Annotated in this window: 19 protein-coding genes, 1 tRNA gene and 2 pseudogenes; 8 read left to right on the plus strand and 14 right to left on the minus strand. The window is 41.3% G+C overall.

Going from position 1 to position 19,189, the window contains the following annotated elements:
- Positions 1-183 (plus strand): hypothetical protein (locus H6G86_RS38400; RefSeq protein ID WP_206758443.1); only part of this gene is annotated, 183 nt, incomplete at its 5' end.
- Positions 184-366: 183 nt separating this feature from the next.
- The gene (locus H6G86_RS40015) at positions 367-684 is read left to right on the plus strand and encodes a transposase (RefSeq protein WP_190935919.1); all 318 of its coding nucleotides are present in this window, start codon (positions 367-369) and stop codon (positions 682-684) included.
- A gap of 108 nt (positions 685-792) precedes the next feature.
- On the opposite strand, the pseudogene H6G86_RS20885 reads toward H6G86_RS40015, so the two are convergent.
- Positions 793-1,265: pseudogene (locus tag H6G86_RS20885) on the minus strand (ISKra4 family transposase); the annotation flags it as partial.
- A 191-nt stretch (positions 1,266-1,456) separates the two neighbouring features.
- On the opposite strand from H6G86_RS20885, the pseudogene H6G86_RS20890 reads away from it, so the two are divergent.
- Positions 1,457-2,094, plus strand: a pseudogene (locus H6G86_RS20890) (IS5 family transposase); the annotation flags it as partial.
- Here the strand turns inward: H6G86_RS20890 and H6G86_RS20895 are convergent.
- Positions 2,036-2,602 (minus strand): methyltransferase domain-containing protein, encoded by a 567-nt coding sequence (locus tag H6G86_RS20895; protein WP_242064898.1) that lies wholly within the window; start codon positions 2,600-2,602, stop codon positions 2,036-2,038. The pseudogene H6G86_RS20890 and the gene H6G86_RS20895 sit on opposite strands and share 59 nt — an antisense overlap.
- Positions 2,603-2,720: 118 nt before the next feature.
- On the opposite strand from H6G86_RS20895, the gene hisC reads away from it, so the two are divergent.
- Positions 2,721-3,782, plus strand: coding sequence for a histidinol-phosphate transaminase (gene hisC / locus H6G86_RS20900; RefSeq protein ID WP_190935921.1), 1,062 nt, complete (start codon positions 2,721-2,723; stop codon positions 3,780-3,782).
- On the opposite strand, the gene H6G86_RS20905 is transcribed toward hisC, so the two are convergent.
- The 4 genes from H6G86_RS20905 to thrC all read right to left on the minus strand — a co-directional run bounded on the left by H6G86_RS20905 (position 3,779) and on the right by thrC (position 6,538).
- Positions 3,779-3,976: a ribbon-helix-helix domain-containing protein gene (locus tag H6G86_RS20905; RefSeq protein ID WP_190935922.1), complete on the minus strand. Its 198-nt coding sequence runs from the start codon at positions 3,974-3,976 to the stop codon at positions 3,779-3,781. The two genes, hisC and H6G86_RS20905, sit on opposite strands and share 4 nt — an antisense overlap.
- Before the next feature lie 114 nt (positions 3,977-4,090).
- Positions 4,091-4,161 (minus strand) — tRNA-Cys (locus H6G86_RS20910).
- 346 nt (positions 4,162-4,507) lie between these two features.
- Positions 4,508-5,101, minus strand: coding sequence for a chromophore lyase CpcT/CpeT (locus H6G86_RS20915; RefSeq protein WP_174709381.1), 594 nt, complete (start codon positions 5,099-5,101; stop codon positions 4,508-4,510).
- 345 nt (positions 5,102-5,446) lie between these two features.
- Positions 5,447-6,538 (minus strand): threonine synthase, encoded by a 1,092-nt coding sequence (gene thrC / locus H6G86_RS20920; RefSeq protein ID WP_179072331.1) that lies wholly within the window; start codon positions 6,536-6,538, stop codon positions 5,447-5,449.
- Positions 6,539-7,189: 651 nt separating this feature from the next.
- On the opposite strand from thrC, the gene H6G86_RS20925 reads away from it, so the two are divergent.
- Positions 7,190-7,381 (plus strand): hypothetical protein, encoded by a 192-nt coding sequence (locus H6G86_RS20925; RefSeq protein ID WP_114082085.1) that lies wholly within the window; start codon positions 7,190-7,192, stop codon positions 7,379-7,381.
- A 61-nt stretch (positions 7,382-7,442) separates the two neighbouring features.
- On the opposite strand, the gene H6G86_RS20930 is transcribed toward H6G86_RS20925, so the two are convergent.
- Complete coding sequence (locus tag H6G86_RS20930) at positions 7,443-9,797, minus strand: hypothetical protein (RefSeq protein ID WP_190935923.1); 2,355 nt, start codon at positions 9,795-9,797, stop codon at positions 7,443-7,445.
- 312 nt (positions 9,798-10,109) lie between these two features.
- Here H6G86_RS20930 and H6G86_RS20935 point away from each other — a divergent pair, with 312 nt between their 5' ends.
- Positions 10,110-11,765 (plus strand): iron uptake porin, encoded by a 1,656-nt coding sequence (locus tag H6G86_RS20935; protein WP_190935987.1) that lies wholly within the window; start codon positions 10,110-10,112, stop codon positions 11,763-11,765.
- A 1,293-nt stretch (positions 11,766-13,058) separates the two neighbouring features.
- Here the strand turns inward: H6G86_RS20935 and H6G86_RS20940 are convergent.
- The 6 genes from H6G86_RS20940 to H6G86_RS38405 all read right to left on the minus strand — a co-directional run bounded on the left by H6G86_RS20940 (position 13,059) and on the right by H6G86_RS38405 (position 17,131).
- The gene (locus H6G86_RS20940) at positions 13,059-13,397 is read right to left on the minus strand and encodes a CpeR family transcriptional regulator (protein ID WP_114082081.1); all 339 of its coding nucleotides are present in this window, start codon (positions 13,395-13,397) and stop codon (positions 13,059-13,061) included.
- Positions 13,391-14,020 (minus strand): chromophore lyase CpcT/CpeT, encoded by a 630-nt coding sequence (locus H6G86_RS20945; protein WP_163928625.1) that lies wholly within the window; start codon positions 14,018-14,020, stop codon positions 13,391-13,393. Before H6G86_RS20945 ends, H6G86_RS20940 begins: the two co-directional genes overlap by 7 nt.
- Before the next feature lie 58 nt (positions 14,021-14,078).
- Entirely contained in the window at positions 14,079-14,615 is a 537-nt protein-coding gene (locus tag H6G86_RS20950) for a phycobiliprotein lyase (RefSeq protein ID WP_163928626.1), read from the minus strand.
- A 335-nt stretch (positions 14,616-14,950) separates the two neighbouring features.
- Positions 14,951-15,709, minus strand: a complete 759-nt coding sequence (locus H6G86_RS20955; RefSeq protein ID WP_190935924.1) for a phycobilisome rod-core linker polypeptide — start codon at positions 15,707-15,709, stop codon at positions 14,951-14,953.
- A gap of 658 nt (positions 15,710-16,367) precedes the next feature.
- Positions 16,368-16,949, minus strand: a complete 582-nt coding sequence (locus tag H6G86_RS20960) for a bilin-binding protein (RefSeq protein WP_190935925.1) — start codon at positions 16,947-16,949, stop codon at positions 16,368-16,370.
- On the minus strand, positions 16,946-17,131 hold the full coding sequence (locus H6G86_RS38405) for a hypothetical protein (protein WP_206758444.1): 186 nt from the start codon (positions 17,129-17,131) through the stop codon (positions 16,946-16,948). Before H6G86_RS38405 ends, H6G86_RS20960 begins: the two co-directional genes overlap by 4 nt.
- A gap of 39 nt (positions 17,132-17,170) precedes the next feature.
- Here H6G86_RS38405 and H6G86_RS20965 point away from each other — a divergent pair, with 39 nt between their 5' ends.
- The gene (locus tag H6G86_RS20965; protein WP_190935926.1) at positions 17,171-17,833 is read left to right on the plus strand and encodes a HEAT repeat domain-containing protein; all 663 of its coding nucleotides are present in this window, start codon (positions 17,171-17,173) and stop codon (positions 17,831-17,833) included.
- 145 nt (positions 17,834-17,978) lie between these two features.
- Positions 17,979-18,179, plus strand: coding sequence for a hypothetical protein (locus tag H6G86_RS20970; RefSeq protein WP_041565167.1), 201 nt, complete (start codon positions 17,979-17,981; stop codon positions 18,177-18,179).
- 76 nt (positions 18,180-18,255) lie between these two features.
- On the opposite strand, the gene H6G86_RS20975 is transcribed toward H6G86_RS20970, so the two are convergent.
- Entirely contained in the window at positions 18,256-19,080 is an 825-nt protein-coding gene (locus H6G86_RS20975; RefSeq protein WP_190935927.1) for a pentapeptide repeat-containing protein, read from the minus strand.
- Positions 19,081-19,189 lie beyond the last annotated feature (109 nt).

Here is a 19,189-nt window from a genome sequence, read left to right on the forward strand (position 1 = left end):
TGGACAATTAAGCAAACAATTTGGTACTCCAAAGCTTTGCCTACTTTTTCGGATGCACTAGCTTTAGTTAGGCGATTTTTATGGGCTAGTACTTTTTCCACATCTTCCGAAACCACTCAAATGATAAAAGTCCCTCGTCTTTTATTTGAGCGTTTGAGTGATATTGCTGTTTACGCTGCCTGACTAAATCAAAAATGGATAAAGTCGAGCTAAGAGGGTGTTTATAAATAAAAATAAACAGCACCGCATTCATTTCCCAGGACACGTATTTTAAAAGAGACAGTCGTCGTATTTGAATCGGATGCCATGAGTCGAAAACCATATCCCACAGACGTTTCCGATGTCGAGTGGGATTTGATAAAATGAATGATTACAACAGAACGTAAGCGAAAGCGTGGAAAAAAGCGTGAAGTAGATATGCGCGAAATAGTAAATGCGATTTTTTACATATTGCGTGCAGGTTGCTCGTGGCGAATGATGCCTCACGATTTACCTGCTTGTCTTACAGTATATTCATATTTCCGGGGAGCATCCCACTTTGGCAAAAATATATTAATCTTGCGTTGCGGGTTATCTTGGGTTGTCAAGCAAAATTGTATCTACTCAAATTTAGGCATAAGAAAAAAATGCAGTGCGATGGTCTCCGACCGACCGGAGGTCATCGCCACAGGGAAGGGCAAGTAAGCCATCGCTTGCCTTATTCAAGTATCAACTGGCTAGATTCGATTTGTTCATCGAGAGTATTTTATGGCAATATCGACCCTGGTGAATAACTAGCAATGATGGTGGATTAGCTAGTAAACCATTCAGGTAGGCGCAACGTAGAGACAGAACCTGATTGACATTTTCAGCTTTCCATTGCGCTCCAGAAATTTTGATTCGTTTCCCAAGGACTTTGATTGCTGACTCTACCGCGCCTGAACCAATGGAACATAGTTGTTTAGCTTGATAATATTTATAGTTGACAATCCGATTACGATGTTGGTCGAGATAGGCACAAAAATTTTTTACTTGTTTACCTCGACAATTAACTAATATTGTCTTAGTTGTCTCGACATCACCTTGCCACAGTAGAGTTTCAGCCTTTTTAAGCCGTTTGAGCGATCCACCAATTTTATAAAGATTTTCTTTAAGATGATACCAGTCTAAGATTTCCCAGCGTTCTTGAACTATGCCAAACTCTTGGACTAAATTCCAAACTCCTGATGACCATCTCCTAGACAAACCAGTGGGTTAAGTAGTTTTTGGCTGTTGACATAATCGATTTCTAACATTTGCGAACGCACGGTTTTTTCGATGCTTTCTAGGTTCGTTAGTTCTGCGGCGTTTGTTTCTTCATATAGTATCGCTGCTAGTTCTTATAGACATACTTGTAGGCGTGCTTGTCTTTCCGGAGTCATGAGGATAATGCGCTGCTGAAATATTCCCCTTTATTTTGACACTAGTGGTATATCTGCCAAAGTGGGATGCTCCCTATTTCCGACGCTGGGAGCGTAAAGGGGTATGGCAAAAAATTCATACCGTATTGCGATGTCTACGACGGGCTACGCCTACGCAACTGCGTAAAATTGAAGGATCAGACGTAGAACCATCTGCTGGAATTATAGACTCTCAAACGGTTAAAACAACTGAAAAAGGAGGGATTAATGGTTATGATGCCGGAAAAAAGATTAATGGTCGTAAACGCCATATTCTTGTCGATACGATGGGTTTGCTTTTAATCGTTGTTGTACATGCTGCTTCAATTCAAGACCTTGACGGAGCAAAGCTTGTACTAAATAAAATTCGATATTCTTTCCCAAAATTACATTTAATTTGGGCAGATGCTGGATATGCAGGAAAACTAGTCGATTGGGTCAGATATTTTATTGGTTGTGTAATCGAGATCGTCAAACGCTCTGATGACGCTTCAGGTTTTAAAGTATTACCTCGACGTTGGGTTGTAGAGCGTACACTTGCATGGCTTGGTCGCTATCGTCGTCTACGTAAGATTACGAATATCATCCTCAAACAAGCGAAACCATGATATACGCCGCTATGACGCATCTAATGTTACGTCGATTAGCCCGCAATCATAGTTGCTCAACTGCTTAATATTTATTTTATAAACACTCTCTAAACGCCGCACATATCCTCCCAATTCCTGACTAAATTCTTTTGCAGTCTCAACTGCTATTTTATGTACTGGCTCAGTATCCATCGTTGGTATTTGTACAGCAAGCTGTCCACCAGGTTTTAACTTACCCCGTAATTTCTCAAATAACGCCTTATGTTCCGTTAACCACTGCAATGCTGCATTAGAAAATATCACATTAAACTCCCCATCTCCTGGATTTTCCTCAATTTTTCCTTGCTCAAAGCATAGTCCATTACCTTCAAACTGACGAGCCTTTTGCAGCATTTTCTCAGAAGCATCTATCCCTAAAGTCTCCTGTGCTGCTAGTGTGTCATGCAAATACTTCGTTAACTTTCCAGTTCCGCATCCTAAATCGAGAATTCGTAAGTTTTTTTGCCGATGTATCATATCTACCAAGTCGTAGAACGGGCGACTTCTTTCCAACTCAAATCGTTCGTATAGTTCTGGATTCCATTTATCTGGCATCTTTTGATAATTCCTCATTCGTAATTTATAAAGCCGTATTTTTTGATGTAAACGACAAAAAACGATATCGTCAGAAATTGTGGGTTGAAATTTGCTTAAGATACACAACCAATGCCCTATGACTAATTACTTTCGCTCCAATGTTGATGCAATGGCTAGCTATGTTCCCGGTGAGCAGCCCCAGCGTGGTACACAGATAATTAAACTCAACAGCAACGAGAACCCCTATCCTCCTTCCCCTGCGGCACTAGCTGTATTGCGAAATATTGAGGGGGAGTGGTTGCGGCGATATCCAGAACCTTTCGGCGGGGAATTTCGAGAAGCCGCAAGTAAAGTTTTAGGAGTTCCTAGCGATTGGATTATTGTAGGCAATGGCAGTGACGAATTGTTGAGCGTAGTAATTCGAGCCTGTGCAGAACCTGGAAAGAAGGTAGTTTATCCGATGCCAACTTATGTGCTATATCGTACATTGGCAGAAATGCAGGCTGCGGAAATTATTGAAATTTCCTACAGCGAGGACTACAGTTTACCTGTGGAAGAACTGGTTGCTGCCAATGGTTCTGTCACATTCATTGCGTCGCCGAATAGTCCATCGGGGCATCTGGTAGCAACTAACGATCTGCGCCAATTAGCCAGCCAGTTATCTGGAGTTTTGGTGATTGATGAAGCATACATAGATTTTACCGAAGAGAATGCGTTGGCTTTGGTAAAGGAATACGAAAATGTCATCATAATTCGTACACTTTCTAAGGGCTACTCGTTGGCTGGACTGCGATTGGGATTTGGAGTGGCGAATCCTAAACTGTTGCAGGGATTGTTTAAAGTGAAGGATAGCTATAACATTGATGCGATCGCTTGTGCAATTGGCACGGCTGCCATTGCCGATCAAGCTTATAAAAATGCTTGTGTGGCAAAGATTAAAGCATCGCGGAATCAGCTATCAACAGACTTGAAACAATTAGGTTTTAATCTCTGGGATTCCCAAACTAACTTTTTGCTGGTACAGCCTCCACAAAGAAACGCGGAATATCTCTATCAAAAACTGAAAGAACAGGGAATTTTAATCCGTTACTTCAAGCAGCCTGGTCTAGATGACAAATTACGCATTACTGTTGGCACAGATGAACAAAATCAAGTTTTAGTAGAAGCGTTGATTTATTTGTTGGGGACTGGGGATTAGGACAGGGGGAACGCATCTAAATCATTGATATTCTGACTTCCTGTAGACCCGCCTGTAGTTCCTTGAAGGTAACTGGCTTGACTGATGAGGTATCGGACTTGGGAAGCCATAGAGATACCATTAGCCGATGCAATGGATTGGAGCTTCTGATAGAGATCATGGGGTAAAGATACTGGTAACTTAGGGGACTTCATTAGACTGGGACATCCTTGTGATATCTCTTTACCCTAATCAGTCAAGTTAACCTTTTGAATATCATTTACCCCAGTTTGTTTGTTTTTGACTGTCCTAAAAGGCTGAAAGCCTTAAGGCGGCACCCGGATTTGAACCGGGGGTGAAGGTTTTGCAGACCTCTGCCTTACCACTTGGCTATGCCGCCACATCAACACTATAAAGCCTTTTTGTCTATCACTTGATATCTTAAGGAGGCAATAGCATCAGTTTGACAATATTAGCACAAGATTGTGAGGTAGAGATAGTGGGTTAACTGGATGTTTTTGGTATTCTTTTAGTCTTGCATCGCCGTCTAGGTTCTTGTTATATCTGGATTAGCGATCGCTAGTCCGAACTTCTATCACAATGGGTAGGAGCGTGTTCCAGATCACCTATTCGACACTATTTTCAAGAATATCAATCAAGAAATTAACAGTTGTAAGTGGGGATGTCGTGAAATAGACGTTCATCAACATCTACCCACAAACGGCTCACTTTGAGCATCTAGCGCCTTAATTAGCTTTGACTTCATCGGCAAAATTAGCCCATCGGACAAAGTGAAAGGGCCCGGCGATGGAACCCCACAGTCGCTCATCCGTGTCTAAATCTCTTCCCCTATCGAGGCTGAAAAATTCTTTAGCGTCAATCTCAAATTCGTTATCTAAATAAGTATTTTTGCCGTCACGAACCACAATGCAGCCTTTACCAGGTTCAACCCTGCCTTTGAAGCTCTTACCCGTCCACTCTACAATCATGTTGCAGCCTGACATTTTTTCCAGTTGGTCAACAGACAACTCTTTGAGGCGTTCGGGTTCACGAGATGCACCGTAAAATTTTTGTTCTTCTTTAACGGTGTAGTGTTCAATAGCAATGTGGTTTTCTGCGGGAATCAACTTCATTACCCGCATCCGGTAGGGTTGATTAAGCATAAAATCATAAGCTTGTTCGAGAAACAAACTTACCCCTGAGAACAATTCCAAGGGAAGGGGACGGATACACACACGAATGTGGGCATAAAAAGGCGGATTTTCAAAAGCTTGTTCTTGATTACTAAAGTCAGCTGACATCCATCGCGCTAAGGTAGCAATATCAGTAGAATGAGTCACGTCGCTTCGCTCCAAATTCAAAATTCAAAATTCAAAATTAATAATCCCCATAAATAAATTTAGGGGCTTGTATCCTTTTCTTTGTTGGTGATTATTAAAATGATCAACTAGCTGATTAAAAATTCTTTAGGATTATACCATTTTTGATTTTTGATTTTTGATTTTTGATTGGGGATTGCTTGCTGCATCTTGCTTAGTCTTAATTTGTCTATCGCAATCATTTTGCAATTTGGGATTATTTTGACACTAGTCAGACTGAAAAATATTGGTTGCAATACCTCCGATGAGCTTTGCCTACGCAATTTTTCAATTAGATATTAAGATCACTTGTATTTTCCAGACTGCTTAAAATCCCATTGCCTCGGCGACTGCGCCCAATTCTGCTGCAATCCCCTGTTTAAATTGACTGTGATTGTGTTTAATGGCTGTATCTGGGTCTTTTAGACCATTGCCTGTAAGGACACAAACCACTGTCGCCCCTGTAGGAATTTGGTCTTTTACCTGCAATAATCCGGCTACAGAAGCGGCGCTAGCAGGTTCGCAGAAGATACCTTCTGATGATGCTAAAAGCCGATAAGCATCGAGAATTTCTGCATCGGTAACGGCATGGAAATTTCCCTGACTTGCGGTTTGGGCTGCGATCGCTAATTCCCAGCTAGCAGGGTTGCCAATGCGAATTGCTGTCGCGAGGGTTTCGGGATGCGCCACGGGCTGACCGTGTACTAATGGGGCTGCACCTGCGGCTTGGAATCCCATCATTCGGGGTAAGCGATCGCACTTGCCATCTTGATGATATTGACAAAAGCCCATCCAATATGCTGTGATATTTCCCGCATTGCCTACGGGGATACACAGCCAGTCTGGGGCATCACCCAGCGCATCAACGATTTCAAAGGCTCCAGTTTTTTGCCCTTCTAGGCGGTAGGGATTGACCGAATTTACCAAAGTCACTGGATAGCTTTCGGCCATTTCGCGGACAATTTCTAGCGCTTGGTCAAAATTACCTTTAATTGCCAATACTTCTGCACCATACAATAATGCTTGGGCTAACTTGCCCAGCGCTACATAACCGTCGGGAATTAATACAAAGGCATTCATCCCTCCACGCCTTGCATAAGCGGCGGCGGCGGCTGAGGTATTACCCGTGCTGGCACAAATTACTGCTTTTGCTCCTGCTTCTTTGGCCTTGGAAATTGCCATAGTCATCCCCCGGTCTTTGAAGCTGCCGGTAGGATTCAGACCATCATATTTTACAAAAACCCGTACTTGTCTGCCAATACGTTCTGCGATCGCTGGCACTGGTATCAGAGGTGTATTGCCCTCCAAAAGAGTGACGACCGGCGTTGTTTCACTGACAGGCAAGTATTGGCGATAGGCTTCTATCAGTCCGGGCCAAGGTTGGCGATGAGATTTAGCAACAGACAGGCTCAAAGTCACAGGATTTAAAATTTCTTAATGTTAAGGATTCGATATTTAGAGAAAGTTGCAGATGGAAGCGGAAGAGGAAGAAAGTGAATTTTTCTTTGCCCTGTCCCAGCCCTTTAATTCCAAAAGAATATTACTTATAGAATATTATTTTTTGTGGTGCAGGTGTTTCACTTGCCATTTTTATTTAGAATACCAGTTAAATAGGCAATGTGCTGTCTCTCCTTGGCAGTAGCCTTGGGCAAGGGCTGGGCCAAGACTACTGCCAAAAAAGGTGGATATTACAAAGGTACATTTTTAAGGCGATTGGGGGGAATCTCTGCTGTGTCAGTCGTGAATTTTTCATAATCTCACAGAATTCTTGATATAGTCTACATATAATTCGTGCGTAAATTCCCCAAAAAGGGCGATAATAATTCATACAACCATAATTGACAGGCTATCAATTTAAGTATTGCTAAGTACCGTCAAGTGGGCGGAAGCTTTGCACACTTAGGGCGCTGTTCTGTTTGGAACACACCCATGATGCTCGCCGTCTCTTATGATTGAACCTAAAACCCATTAGACTAATTGATGAAAAATATACAATATTTTAATAAAGCTTAAAAGAGCATTATTATAATATTTCTAATGGTGTGAGTTAAATTGTGGATTTAATTAGCGATGCCTACTTGTTTATCTAGTGTTTCCGATCGCGAATCCCAGGCTAACTGGGTCAGTAAGCTAACCAAGTCTTATTATCAAGACGATCAGCAAGCGAAATTGATGCATTTACAAGCAGAAGTAGACTCTCTGTTGCAGCAGTTGGAAAACCTGAAAAACCAACGTCTAGCCGAAACTAACCAAAAAGAATAAGTCAATTTTGGAGATAGCGGTCGCCAGTGCCTCTTTAATTTAAATTTGATTAGGGGGCGTGCTATTCAAAGCGCTGATTTTTCTCTGACCAGCGCCTCAGACTGTAGTTATGAGCATTTTCAACTAATAAAGCTAAAGATTGCACGTCTGAAAGCTTGGCGATCGCAGAGAGTCTTTGTAAGTCATTTTTGGTAAAATCACTGTAAATGACTTGATTACTATCAGACAAAATGATAGTCCGGTCGCGGCGTTCTTCTGTATTTTTCGCCTGAATTTCAGGTGAAGACTGATTCAAGGATGCTATTGCTGCTGCTGAGATAGTCAGTATTATTTCTGGTTGAGCATTATTTGTTAAATCAATCACTTGAACGGGCCAATCACCCAACTTTTCCTGTATCTGCTCAAAGGTAGGAATAGCACCAGCCGCAACTTCGCCAGATTGCTGTAAAGATTGCCACACACTCGATAATATTACCTTCACCCCTTGGGGATTTTGTTGATGCAGTTCTTGTAGAGTGATGGGAGATGGTTGTACCCATTCCAGTGCTGCATTAGTCAAAGCTAGAGCTTTGGGTTGGAGAACATCGTTTTGACTCTCTGGAATTTTTGGGCCCGCAGCCAATAGGCGCAAAACTTTACCCTGTAGTTGCACAGCTTTGATAGCGGCTATAGTAATTTTTTGTTCTCCATTTGGCAACCAGACTATAATCTGGATTTCCGGGTCAGAAATGATTCCCAAAGTTTTCCAGAAAAATTTGGCGGCGGAAGTTTTGGATGGGTTCAAATTCTCAAAGGGGGAATTTAGCCAGCTTTTACCGTCATTAAATGCACTCACCTCTACCTGATACCAAACTTGATTATCAGTGAGTTTCAAGTCTGCTGAGGAATTTGGTTGCAGCCACTCGCTGCTAGTAACTTGAGTAATTGGTTGCACTGTACCAACAATCTGACTAGGGTGAGTAGAGGATATTTGCGACTTTGCACCCTCACTATTGAGTTTGGCTAACAGACCTTGAATATAGACAAGATTATCTTTTGTAATTTTTGGTTGCGTCTTTAACCAGGAATTAGCGTGTTCTTCTCCCTGCTGAACTGCCAAAATCAAAGCGAACCAAGCTTGTACGTCTAGTCTATTTGGGTTCACCCGTAACGCTGCGGCTGTGCGATTCCACAACCGTTTTTTATCGGCTTTGAGTAGAGTCGCAATTTCTTGGGTATTATGTGGCGACGCTTCAAACACCTGTAATGCTTTCTCCCAGCGACCATCAATCAAGTCTGCTAGCACTTCTTGACTGGGACTTGCCCATTTTTTCTGGGCTTGGGTTTTAGTAAGTTGGGAATGCAAGCGAATCAAATCCATTTGCGCTTGCGCCACCTCTGGAAAAACTCCTTTGCGCTGTTTCTTGATGAATTTCAACCATTCAAAAGCTGGTGTCCATAGTCCACTACGGGCAATTGACAGGGCATTTTGGTATGCAGAATCTTTGAGGGCTACTGATTTGAGGGTAATCGCTTCTAATTCAATTGGTTTGAGGAATAACTTCACAGGTTTGACTTGGTAAACCTGTAAGTGCGGTTCTAAACCTATAGTTTGATCGACAACTAACTCTTTTGTACCATCACCAGTTACCTGCTGCCATCTGGGTAATTGTCCGTTGGGACTTGTCCAAGACAACATTTGTAGTAAATTGGTGCGTTGTGGATTGTAGTATACAACTTGACCATAAGCACCAGTTCCTGGTTGGCGTTGACCCTGCAAATTAAACCAAACCCCTGGTGATGGTGTCCCACCGTCAAAGCGTTGCACTTTAGTTAAAGGTAAGGGAACACTGATATCTTGGGGTTCTGATGTTTCATCAAGTGAGGGTGAAATCACAGAGGATTCTTCTGGCCCAGTTATAGGTAATTGAGTGGCTAAATAGTAGTAATTTTCGGACTGAGATTTAAACTCTAACTCTTCTGATAGCTCGTAAACCCTGAGTTCCACAAGTTTTTTACAATCTGATTGACAATTAGCACGCTGTTGCCAAACTGGCAGTAAAAAAGAGTCTTTCGCATCTTCACGTAAAGGCAGAGTTTCGCCAAATATTTGGTTTTTTTGACTCAAATCGAGTTGAATTTGTTTGAGAGTTTTGGGGCGTTCGTGGTTCCCAAGGGGGATTTGTGCCCATGCAGGTAAAATTTTATTTAGCCAGCTTACCTGGTCTGGATTGAAGATGAAGAGAACGCTAATCCAGGCGAAAACCATAATTAGACTAGCACTACTCAACAAAATTGCGATCGCAAGCGTTGACGACAACCACCTTCCCCCTTTGAGCTTTTTCTGGGGTTTTTTAACGATGCGTTTCATCACACCTGTATGAGGTTTATTTTGTTTAGAGGCTTTTGGTGTCAGCTTGCGTGGACGATTTGCCATAGATTGGGGATTGGAGATTCGGAGATTTGAGTCTTTGAGGTGGATGAATCCAGTTCAAAGTATGACCGAGGCTCTAATTCTCTTTGTCCCCCAGTCCCCAGTGCCTAGTCCCCAGTCCCTAATACCCAATACCCTGTTATACTCGTCCTTTCAGAAGTTGCCCAGAAAGATTAAGTCTAATTTTGGACAAAATCCGTAAATTTTCCCATGTGAACGCTAGACAATAGCGCATACACTCTTCACTTAAGTATGTGAGCAGAGTGTAAAAAGTTGAAAGGTATACTTATTAGCCGCAGTCATCGCAAAACCTGGATGCTCGCATGGTTACTCATTGCGGGAGTAAATGGAGTTGCACAAAAAGCATCAGCACAAGAGTACATCAATACAGAAGCTACTCAGGTGCAGGAGAGTATAGATTTCAATTCTCCTCCCCTCTCCCCCATAAATCCGATGGCGCAAGTTACATCGGTTTCTCAACTCAAAGACGTACAACCCAATGATTGGGCATTCCAAGCATTACAGTCTTTGGTGGAACGCTATGGTTGTATAGCAGGGTATCCAGATAGTAGCTATCGCGGTAATCGCGCTTTAACTCGGTATGAATTCGCCGCTGGTGTGAATGCTTGTTTAGATAGAGTCAACGAATTAATCACTACAGCCACCAGCAATTTAGTTACCCGCCAAGATTTAGCAACATTACAAAAATTACAATCAGAATTTGCTCCCGAATTAGCAACTTTGCGGGGTCGCGTCGATAGTTTAGAAGCCAGAACTGGCGAACTTGAAGCAAATCAATTCTCAACAACAACCAAACTCAGTGGACTACTAATAGTTGGTATTCAAGGACGGACTAGCAATCGTGGTGATGTCAATCCTAGAGATGGACAAAAAGATACAGATGATGGCGGGACAAACATTAATGTCATATCCTTGGCGCAACTATATTTGACTAGTCAAATCACTCCTAGTAGTTACTTGTTTACAGGTCTTATAGATGGTAAAGGAAAAACTTCGCCTAGATTTACCAATAGTGTTTCCCGGAATGATGTTTTACTTGGCTACGAATTTCCTACAGATAGCTTGATTGTAAGTGACCTCAATTTTCATTGGCTGGTGACAGATAAATTAGCAATAATGGTGGGAACAGAAGGCATAAGTATGCCTGCTGCTTTCCGAGGCCCCAATCGGGTAGAAAGTGCTGCAACAGGGCCACTGTCTTATTTTGCCCAAAGAAACCCAATTTTAAATATGGGATACGGTCACGGCGGTATAGCTATTGATTGGCAATTTGCTAAACGCGCTAGTTTGCAGGCAATTTATACTAGTTATAAACCAGGAAATCCCGGTAACAGTAGCGGTTTATTCGATGGAACCACAACTACTGGTGTGCAATTGCTGCTAACACCAACTGACACTCTAGATTTAAGCTTGTATTACGTCAACAATTACTCTTCAGATGGTTGTTTGTTAACCTTTGTTGGCGATGAATGCTTAACTACAGTTAATACCACTACTGGAAAATCAGCACCTTTGCAAACTAATGCTGTGGGTGCGACTGTTACTTGGCAAATTTCACCTCGTATTAGCGCAGGTGCGTGGGGTGGTTATACTAAATCTTACATTCCTGGACAATCGGGAAATGTAGAAACGACAAATTATATGGTGTTTATGAATTTCCCTGATTTATTTGCTAAAGGAAATTTGGGGGGAATTTATGTCGGTCAACCTCCTAAAATAACTAGTAGCGACCTACCTGTGGGGAATAATGTCCCTGATTTTATTAATACCGGTTTAGGACGTGCAGGTGGACAACCAGGGACTACCACTCAAATTGAGGCATTTTATCGTTTCCAGCTAACAGATAACATTAGCATTACACCAGGAATAATTCATCTCTTGCAGCCTGGTAATACACCAGATAGTGACTCAGTTACCATCGGCATTCTGCGGAGTACTTTTAGTTTTTAATTTTGCTTGCAGACAAATATTATAGAGCTCATAGCATATCAGACGAGAGAAACGTCTAATAAATTAAATTTTTTGGCGATTTTTGCGTAAGTTCTGGAGATATAAAAAAAGGTTTGGCAGTGAGCCAAACCTCTATATAAATCCAGTGCATAACAACATCCCGAATTAATTTACCCATTATTCTATTCATAGGGCATCTTCCTATAGGATGTGTGCAAATATCCTCAAACCTGATAGGATATTCTCTTAGTATCATTGAATACCTTAAATAGAAAATTAATCTGCCAAATGTTAGAAGCTATGGCAGATTAATTTAGATATTAAAGATAGTAAAACAACTCAAAATATTTTTACATGCGAAACTTGCATCAAAGCAATTTTTCCAACTAGGAAACAAAATAAAAGACGGGATAAATTATCCCGTCTAAATAGCTTGAAAGTATCAATACACCTTGGACTCTGCAAAAAGCAGCACAAATAAAACTTAATAGGTTGTAAGACGAACAAATAATATGAACAAAAAGAATACTAGTTGAGCTTATTCTTAATGTTTCAATCATTTGCATTCTAGCTAATATATCACAGCTTAATTATAATTTAATGTCAAAATGCCAAACAATTAACGACAAAAAAGACGGGCTAACGCCCGTCTTCTGTATAAAAAGTAAAAACATCTTGGTAATTTCTGCAATATATCAAAATACTCTAATCACTAGCTGCCAAATTGCCAAATACTTATCAATCAAAGACGAATATTATTTTCTCTGTAACTAAATGTATTTGTCAGCTATAGATTTTACTCTCAAGAAAAATTAATAGTTACTCAAAGGATTTAGTGATGGTTTATAATAGAAGATTTAGTTTTATCTTGTTGTCGTTAATTAATATTGCATAAGTTGTGTCTTTGAGACATAAAAAGGCCTGCGTAGGCGTAGCCCATCGTAAACATTGCACCATCAATTAGAGATAATTTATACTTGGCTGCATAGTATAATTTTTTACAAAAATTATGCGAAATATATCTGTAGGGGCAATTCATCAATTGCCCCTACAGTCCAGGTTTATTTACTATCAAGAATGATTAATAAAAATTTATTTGTTAAGTAAAACCTATACAGTATTGGATTTTTTTGTACAGTGCATATTTCTAACAAACTTAGACGGCTACCTGTTAATAAGTAACAACTAATCATAGTAAATAATCAGCAATTAAACATTAACAATTAGCCGTCAACCCCCTTGGGGAGTATTTAAAATTCAAAACGTCAGAATGATTTCCGTAGGAAAGTCACTCTAAGCACGCTCATCAAATCTAGTGTAGAAACCACCGTATTTTATCCAGTATTGTTTCAAAGTATGATGAGGAGTATGTAAACTAGCTTTGGCCTGATACAAAATTACTTGGCGATGATCGCCCATCCAGATTTTATTAATGGGGTCAACGGATATTACTGTTCCTCCTAAAGAAGCGACACATTGAGAGAATCTTTCAATGGTTGTATATTCTAATGTCTCGAATATAAAAAAGTTACCGGAACAAATCAAGTGGCGGCTACGAATCCAACAGCGCATCTTTTTTTCAGCCTGTGGAGGTAACATTTTATATTTAACAGATTCAAGCTGAATCAACATAATGCTCTCACTGCAAGTAATTCATCAGCAAAACTTTCCCGTTTCTCAAATCGCAAAGGTCCAGCAGTTGATCCCCATATCTGCTTGTGGGTTTCAATATCCATACCTTTATCTAGACTTATCCAAGTATGCTCGGTTATTTCTACGTCGCTGACTAGATATGTCTGGCAGCCATTGCGGTTAATCAGACATTGATTACCCGGTTCCACGCTACCCCGAAACATTTCACCCTCTCGTTGAAAAACCATCGAACAGTTATAACGCCGTTCGATACAATCTGGGGTGATGGTTTTGAGGATATCTAATTCACGAGCCGCACCTGCATAAAGCATCTGGTCTTTCAAGCTGTAATTTTCGATATAAATGCGATCGCCACAATCTACCAGTCTATGTACTCCTTGGCGGTAGGGTGTCCATAAATCGTGGTCATAAGCTTGTTCTGAATAAAAACCGATGGCAGAAAAAAATTCAATCGGTAAAGGACGGAAAAAAATGTGAATGTGGGCGTAAAGTTGGGGATTTGCAAAAGATTGCTTGTAGTTGCTAAAATCTCCTGCCATCCAACAGGCTAAGGTGAGCAAATCACTAGCGTTGGTGCTAGATTCACTGGGTGCTATTGTCATATTCAACCTCAGTAGTGATAAAACTAGATGATTCCTTTTATGTTTTAACCTGATATTACTAACTGGTTGAACTAGACAAAGAGCGAATCTCTGAAGAAAAGGAAGCTGTTGTCACACCTTTACCATCACTGGTTTTAATTGTCGCTACCCGAAATCGCAGATTTGGTGTGGCAAACCAAATTCGCTCTTCAGCAGCAGCGTGTTCATACTCCGTCAGCAGGGTAAAAATCCCATCTTCACTCAAGTGGTATTTACCCACTGCGGGGATTGTCTCAGCGTACCCTTGATCGCGTAAGAGTTTTCCCCTAGAAGGATTTTCTATATCTGGAATTGGCACCAGCACGGTACTACCAGAGATTGGTTTATCGTCCCAGTCTGACTCACCTTTCCAAGTCATCCGAAAGGGGTGAGTGATACTGCCGGGGTCGGTGTCATACAATTGACAAATTGCTAATACCGCCGGATCATCGGTGGATAGAGACTCAATGTCAATGTTAGACAGTACTTGTTCAAAGTGAGCGAATGCTAAATGATGACCGCTACGTTGCGATCGCCATCGCCCAATTGAAAGTTCAAAGAATTCAGTAATTTCCATTAGAAAAGTGATTTTAAAAAGTAGCCTACAATCCAAGAAATATCTTGGCTAAATAGTTATTCTCCCTGTCTATATACTAGCTTCCTTGACTAAAACTGCATTTGGGAGTGCTGTACATGGATAGCGGGGCTTTTAGCCCCTGCTGAGTTAGGAATTAGGCAATATGGTTCGGATAAGCATTTTTCACTTTCCTTGTGGTCTGGGAAATGGGCAAGGGGTAAAGGGGAAAGGATGTATTCAAAACATGAGTCCCTTTCCCCTTTAACCGAACCGTATTGGGGAGTTAGGGTTATTATTCTATCCCCAGTCCCCAGTCTCACTCCCTACTTACCGACTTAAGCAACTTCAGTAATACTGATGATTTTGCCGCCCATTGTATGAATGTTTTGCACTTGTCCAGACAATTGGTTGTAGTTAACTACATATTCAAGGTTGCCCAGACGAGTACGGAGACTAGCTGAACCTTTGACTGCCTTAATCAAGAAGCGTTTGCTGGTGCTGCTTACACTAGAACCAGCAGCAGGAGCCTTGATAGATGTGGGTAAATTTGCACCTATATCCCTGATTAGTTTAGCTTTGCGATCGCTATCGCTGCTTGCTACTCCTCTCAATAAAGTAAAGGTGCGGTTAAAGGTAACATTCTTAATTCCTATTTGGGAGCTAGTGCTGCGAGGATAAGGAACAATGTTCTCGCCAAAATTCCGATGATACTCTTCACTATCGATATAGGATTCGATTTCAGCATCGTAGCCCTGTTCGTTGTAGATGCGGACGTGTTCGGCAATTTCTGCTTGATCGGCAGGAGGACGACCTAGCAAGTGTTTGAAGTTTAGTTCAATGAACCGATATTGGGAAGAAGAACTGAAAAACAGAGATTGATAGAGTTCTGATTTCGCAACAGTGTTGACGAATTCGCGGACGCTGATTTTGCGATCGCGCAATTGCGATTCAGCAGTAGCTAGGCGCTCACTTTCTAGCAAGTGAGCATTCCCCAAAACCTGTTTGTAAACCGCCCGAATCAGTGTTTGTAATTCACTTTCGCTGGTGTTCGGACGCAGTTCAACATTAGGTGAATCAATAGCCCACAGTGACATTGAAGTATCTCCCTAAAAACGTAAATTAAATGAAATTTTTGAGCATTCTACCCCTTATGGGGGTAAGATTTCGCCTCAGTTGTCAGTTATTTTTGCTACTGACTAGCATTTGTAAAACTTTATTTTTTTAAAGTGCGTTAGATATCTTTGTATATGACAACTGACGGCAGAATTGAGCAAACCCTAATCGTGATGCTGGTCTAAAAGCTATTCAAACTATCTCCCAGTTAACAACTAGATTTTATGAGAAGGAATTCAGAAGATGTTAAAAAACTTTACATCTTTGTGAAAAAGGAAAGGTCATAGAGACTTTAAATCCTTATTAGTTTTAATTATTGAAGTTTTTACATCATTAAATACCTTTACATATTCTGATACGATGCCGAAACCATATTTATTAATTTTTGTTAAGTTAGATAATACTTTAGAGAAATTTAAGCTTGTTTTTAGAATTTGATTTGAGATTGGGATACAAGCGATCCTATTGTTGTTTTCCCTTGAGCAAGAGTATTTATAGTGCCGATTCATCAAAGTTAATCTTGGTAAGTGGGCAAGAATAAATCAAACTATGTTACTTAATGTAAATTCAATTCAATTGGCTCTTAGTAAGCAGCCCTAACCGTGACCACAAACCTTGAATTATTCACGCTCACTTACCTTACCGAATTTGAAAAGTAGCCAGTTGGGTGATTAAATGGTCAAAATAGGGATTAAGAATTTCTTGCTGATTGGCTGGGCAGCGTTTCAAACTAGCAGCTTTAATGCTTTTTAAACCTAAGAGCATTGCATCTAATGGAACTTGTAACTCCTGATAGAGTAAGTTCATATAGTGCAGTCCTGTGGGATTTGTATACTCAGCGTGTCCACCTGCTATGCCATAAGTAATACAACGGAGAAAATGCCAAAAATCTCGCCAGCAAGCTTGGGCGCGTTCAGGCGGATAAAGACCACCTCCAGGCTGGATAATTTCAGGATAGGTAGTCAAAACCTGCTCTCTAGCTTCATCAACAATTTCGGCGGCGCGATCGCGTAACAACACAGCAATAGGAATCAACTCAGAATTATCGGATGACTTGGTTTGAATCTGTAATAAATCTTCGTCGCTCAAATAACGGAAAGCATCATCCGCAGCTTGAAATATGGCGATAGCTGCTTTGGAATGAGACTTATCCCACTCAGCAAAGCTGATAATTCTAGCTTTGGTGATTAATTCTTTGACGGTTTGGCTTAATTGAGTCATTGGTTTAGGGAATTGGGAATTGGGAATTGGGAATTGGGGATTGGGAATTGGGGACTGGGGACTGGGGACTGGGGACTGGGGACTGGGGACTGGGGACTGGTTTTCCCTCTGCCCCCTGCTCCCCTGCCTCCCCTGCTCCCTGCCGTTAAATCTTCCCAAATGCGATCGCTATTTTTTGACATCTGTAAAATAAAGTAAAGATAGCTCTACCAAATGCACCTATGGAAATCGATCAAATCCAAACTGAACTGAAGAACCCAGATTTTCACTCTCGTTTGAAGGCGATCGCAGCCCTCAATGATTATGAATCAGAAGTTGCAGTTCCTCTCTTAGCAAGTAAACTTCATGACTCAGAATTTTTGGTGCGTTCTTTTGTAGCCAGGGGTTTGGGTAATCAACAATCAGCAGAATCCTTTGCTGCTTTGATGCAAATTATGAAATTTGATGATACCCCCAACGTGCGAGCAGAGGCGGCAAATTCTTTATCGCTATTTGGCAGAGTTGCAGTTTCTCATCTAGTTATGGCATTTTATCAAGATGACCACTGGCTAGTTAAGCGGAGCATTTTAGCTGCGATCGCTGAAATGAATTGTCCTGAAGAACTATTTGATATCTGCGTTCAAGGTTTAAAAGATGAAGATTTCACAGTTCAGGAATCCTCTGTTGATGGACTCGGTTTACTAGCTGATTCTAGCCAACATACTGCGGCACTATCCCAAATACTAACGTTAGTGAATGATGAATCTTGGCGGATGCGCGTGCGAGTTAGCTATGCCCTCAAACGCTTTGACGAGCCGGAAGCAAAAGTAGCCCTGAACCAACTTAGACAGGATGAGGATCACCGAGTTGTCGGAGCTGCTTTAGAAGACTTGTTGCCACAATAGCGATATGGGTTTGTGCCGAATCTTGTGATAAGATTTATTTCAACAATAGGCAAAATGTTTTTTACCTTAAATTTGACCAAAACACCCAGGTAATCTGCCAAAATCTGGAAGAAAATATCAACTTTTTCGAGATGAGGAGGCATTTGTGACTGAGATACAAACTGGTCAAATGACTTGGCGACCACCAGGTTCCTCAGAATCTGCTTTACATTTGCGACATAAAGCTTCGGAAGCCTGGCGATCGTATAAAGAATTTCCCCAATATGCTCTACCCGATCCACCGGGTTTTTCCGAAGGATACGCTACGTTTTTAGCGCTCTTGAAAAAGAACTGGCAACTGTTGTAAAGCCACTACTAAATTATCAAGTAATTAAGTGAACTTGATATTAACATCCAAAATCTAAAATCTAAAATTGCCACGATCAAGCACTCAAACTCTCACGAGTTGTTGTGCGAGTGTAGGCGTTCCAAACGTCGAGTTCTGAATATGGACGGCTTTTAAGCATAGCTTTAGTTGCTTCTGTGAGTCCTTGGGCTAAAGTAAAATCTGCACCAGCGATACTTTGAAGATGCTCCATCTCTGCATCACATAGGTCAGTCGCTCGTAGGTCTGCATCCCGCAAATCGGCTCCAGTCAATCGAGCATTCCGCAAACAAGCCCCAGTCAAATAAGCTTTCGTTAAGTCAGCGCCACTTAAAGCCGCATCTTGCAAATTTGCTCCTGTCAAGTCAGCGCCACTCAGGTAGGCTCCACGCAGATTAACACCTTGTAAATCCGCGTTTCGTAAAGAAGCTGTGTTAAGAAAAGCACCATTGAGATTAGCACCCGGCCCTACAGCTCCCGAAGCTTTGTAGTTATATTCTTGGGGCCATTTCGTATGTGCATCATAACGTGCTACTTGCAATTTGGCTCCTTCCAAATTTGCGCCACTGAGATTGGCTTGTTGGAGGTTCGCACGGTTTAAATAGGCTCCCTGCAAATTAGCCCCACTCAAATCGGCTCCTTGCAGATTAGCGCCTCGCAAATCTGCGCCACTCAAATCGGCATTACTCAAGACTAGCTCACGAAGGTCGGCTCCTAGTAGCTTGGCTTTGCTCAAATTAGCTTGTTGTAAATCGACTTCTCTGAGATTGTATTGGTACAAATCAACCCAATCCAAAGGGTTTCCGGCTTTGAGGGCTGTTAATATTTCTGGAGTTGGACTGGGGCGTTCGCTAGTGATAAGTTGAATTTCACTATTTGTCATCAGTTGATAAAAATATAACTTTTGGAGTTATTCTACACTTTAGCGAAATTGGGACTTCATCTCATTGCTCAGTATTCACTAACGGCAAAATTTGATAAAAAGAGGTTTT

Source organism: Nostoc sp. FACHB-133 (genome assembly GCF_014698055.1).
GTDB lineage: Bacteria > Cyanobacteriota > Cyanobacteriia > Cyanobacteriales > Nostocaceae > Nostoc.

Bases quoted from the DNA above. Each gene is read 5' to 3' on its own strand.
- H6G86_RS40015 (WP_190935919.1), top strand. From the start codon at position 367: ATGATTACAACAGAACGTAAGCGAAAGCGTGGAAAAAAGCGTGAAGTA.
- H6G86_RS20895 (WP_242064898.1), bottom strand. From the start codon at position 2,602: ATGCCAGATAAATGGAATCCAGAACTATACGAACGATTTGAGTTGGAA.
- hisC (WP_190935921.1), top strand. From the start codon at position 2,721: ATGACTAATTACTTTCGCTCCAATGTTGATGCAATGGCTAGCTATGTT.
- H6G86_RS20905 (WP_190935922.1), bottom strand. From the start codon at position 3,976: ATGAAGTCCCCTAAGTTACCAGTATCTTTACCCCATGATCTCTATCAG.
- H6G86_RS20925 (WP_114082085.1), top strand. From the start codon at position 7,190: ATGCCTACTTGTTTATCTAGTGTTTCCGATCGCGAATCCCAGGCTAAC.
- H6G86_RS20930 (WP_190935923.1), bottom strand. From the start codon at position 9,797: ATGGCAAATCGTCCACGCAAGCTGACACCAAAAGCCTCTAAACAAAAT.
- H6G86_RS20935 (WP_190935987.1), top strand. From the start codon at position 10,110: ATGCTCGCATGGTTACTCATTGCGGGAGTAAATGGAGTTGCACAAAAA.
- H6G86_RS20940 (WP_114082081.1), bottom strand. From the start codon at position 13,397: ATGTTGATTCAGCTTGAATCTGTTAAATATAAAATGTTACCTCCACAG.
- H6G86_RS20945 (WP_163928625.1), bottom strand. From the start codon at position 14,020: ATGACAATAGCACCCAGTGAATCTAGCACCAACGCTAGTGATTTGCTC.
- H6G86_RS20950 (WP_163928626.1), bottom strand. From the start codon at position 14,615: ATGGAAATTACTGAATTCTTTGAACTTTCAATTGGGCGATGGCGATCG.
- H6G86_RS20955 (WP_190935924.1), bottom strand. From the start codon at position 15,709: ATGTCACTGTGGGCTATTGATTCACCTAATGTTGAACTGCGTCCGAAC.
- H6G86_RS20960 (WP_190935925.1), bottom strand. From the start codon at position 16,949: ATGACTCAATTAAGCCAAACCGTCAAAGAATTAATCACCAAAGCTAGA.
- H6G86_RS38405 (WP_206758444.1), bottom strand. From the start codon at position 17,131: ATGTCAAAAAATAGCGATCGCATTTGGGAAGATTTAACGGCAGGGAGC.
- H6G86_RS20965 (WP_190935926.1), top strand. From the start codon at position 17,171: ATGGAAATCGATCAAATCCAAACTGAACTGAAGAACCCAGATTTTCAC.
- H6G86_RS20975 (WP_190935927.1), bottom strand. From the start codon at position 19,080: ATGACAAATAGTGAAATTCAACTTATCACTAGCGAACGCCCCAGTCCA.